This window comes from Siccirubricoccus deserti (assembly GCF_014283215.1).
In the GTDB taxonomy this organism is placed as follows: Bacteria; Pseudomonadota; Alphaproteobacteria; order Acetobacterales; family Acetobacteraceae; genus Siccirubricoccus; species Siccirubricoccus deserti.
Genome location: NZ_JACOMF010000199.1, coordinates 1 through 1737, shown reverse-complemented (window position 1 = coordinate 1737; position 1737 = coordinate 1). Strand labels below are relative to the sequence as shown.

Genomic DNA, 1737 nt, shown 5'->3' with positions numbered 1-1737 from the left:
GTCGTCTCCACCCTCATCGCGCTCCGGCCAGCGCTCCGGCTTGGCTCGCGACCCTAACGCGCTTGTAACGGCCTGGGTCCCTCTGTTTGGAAGAATTCGCAGCGGGAAGTTCGAGGCCCGCCATCGGGCTAGGTCGTGCGGTTCGCCCCCCGCCCTAGCGAACGCGTGGTGCTTTTCTCGCCGACGCTGATGCGCAGCTTCTCGGCCGCCTTTGACACGGACATCCGCGAACGGCCGAGCCGATCAGCGATTTGGCTTGTCGTAGCGCCCGACGACGCAAGGCTGCAGAGCAGGTCCAAATCCTCCGGCGTCCAGGGCTTGCCAGCATTGTGGCGAACGGGAGCGGTCACCACCACTATGTTGGTACAGGGTTAGGACCGGCAACCCTGGCTCCACTGCCCAGACCCACGCCCGCGCGAGGTGTGCATCCTACCTAATCCCAAGTCCTCTCACAGCGCTGTTCCTTTTCCGTTCACGACCGATCGAATGCGCCGATGGCCGTGACGCCCTTCGACCGCTTCATCCGCATCGCCGACCGGCTGGGGTAGGTCACGGCCGGCAGCCTGCTGGCAGACCTCGCCATCCATGATGCACTTGGCTTGGCTGGAGTGGTGATGCCCTACACGCGCAACGGGGCGGCTGCGCGGGGTCTACTGCCGGGCGGGTTCGAATGGATCCCTTTCACCTATTCAAGCGGCGTCGTCTATGCCGCCTGCCGGCGGCGCGGGATGAATGGGGAGTGGCCCTATCCTCACCACGGGCAGTGGGGCAGTGCCCACTCCAACACCTTCCGAGTTTGGAAAGAGGAGACGTCTGCCCGGACGGTAGCGTGAACGCGAAGGCCGTCGTGCCGCTCGACACAACGCCACCATCGCCCCAACAACTTGGCAATGCCGATCGTGCTGGTGGAACGGCAGCAGGCTATGGCAGCCGCCTCAGGCATCACTGAACGGGTAGGCTGCCGCCGGCTCCCACGGCCCACTCCGGTAGTGCCACAGCAGCAATCCGGTGCCCAGAACATCGAAAGGCACAAAGTCGGACCGCAACCGGTCATGCAGCGCGCGTGCCTGCTCTGCGCCTGCCTTGTTCTGGATGGTGACATGCGGTTGCAACGGCTGCCGGTCCTGCGGCGTCAACCAATCCCACCAAGTCTCTACCAGCTTGGCATGCAATCGGCTGAGGGCCTGCGACCGCAGTCGGTACGCCACCCCGCGCCCCATCAGCCAGAGGTCATGTACCTCGAGCACAAAGCAGGGCTGTCCCTCGCACACCGCGCGCAGCCGGCTGCCAACGGCGTCGACCTCCGCGCCCGGCAAGTGGTGGAACAGGGTCAGATGCGCCGACAGGAAGTTCCGTTCCGGTGGGAAGTGGGTGCTGCGCTCGGTGTCGAACCGTGCCTGTGCGACGGCATCGAGCCGCAGCGTCAAGATCAGCGGAGCCATTGCCTGAGGATCGCCGTGCAGCAGCTGCGTCATGGGGGTCTGGACTTCCGCGGGTCAGCCCCGCCACGCCGTTGCACGAACCGCGAGATGGTCTGCGGCAGCCCTGCCCGCATCGAAGCGGGTAACATAAGTATGCTGCCGCAGATCAGTCTCAAGGCCAGAGTCCGCTGCCGCCCCAGCGCCTGCAATGCTGCGCGCCCGCTTTGAAGGGATGCTGCGCCCCGGGCAGGTTCGGCCCATAACCCGACCGTTCCGCGACGTTGCTCATGGTCACGGGCGGGCAGAGCACCAACAG

Annotated in this window: 1 protein-coding gene; it reads right to left on the bottom strand. The window is 65.6% G+C overall.

Annotated elements, in window-relative coordinates; translation table 11 throughout:
- Nucleotides 1–935 precede the first annotated feature (935 nt).
- The gene (locus tag H7965_RS29755) at nucleotides 936–1475 is read right to left on the bottom strand and encodes a 2'-5' RNA ligase family protein (protein WP_229682888.1); all 540 of its coding nucleotides are present in this window, start codon (nucleotides 1473–1475) and stop codon (nucleotides 936–938) included.
- Nucleotides 1476–1737: the final 262 nt, after the last annotated feature.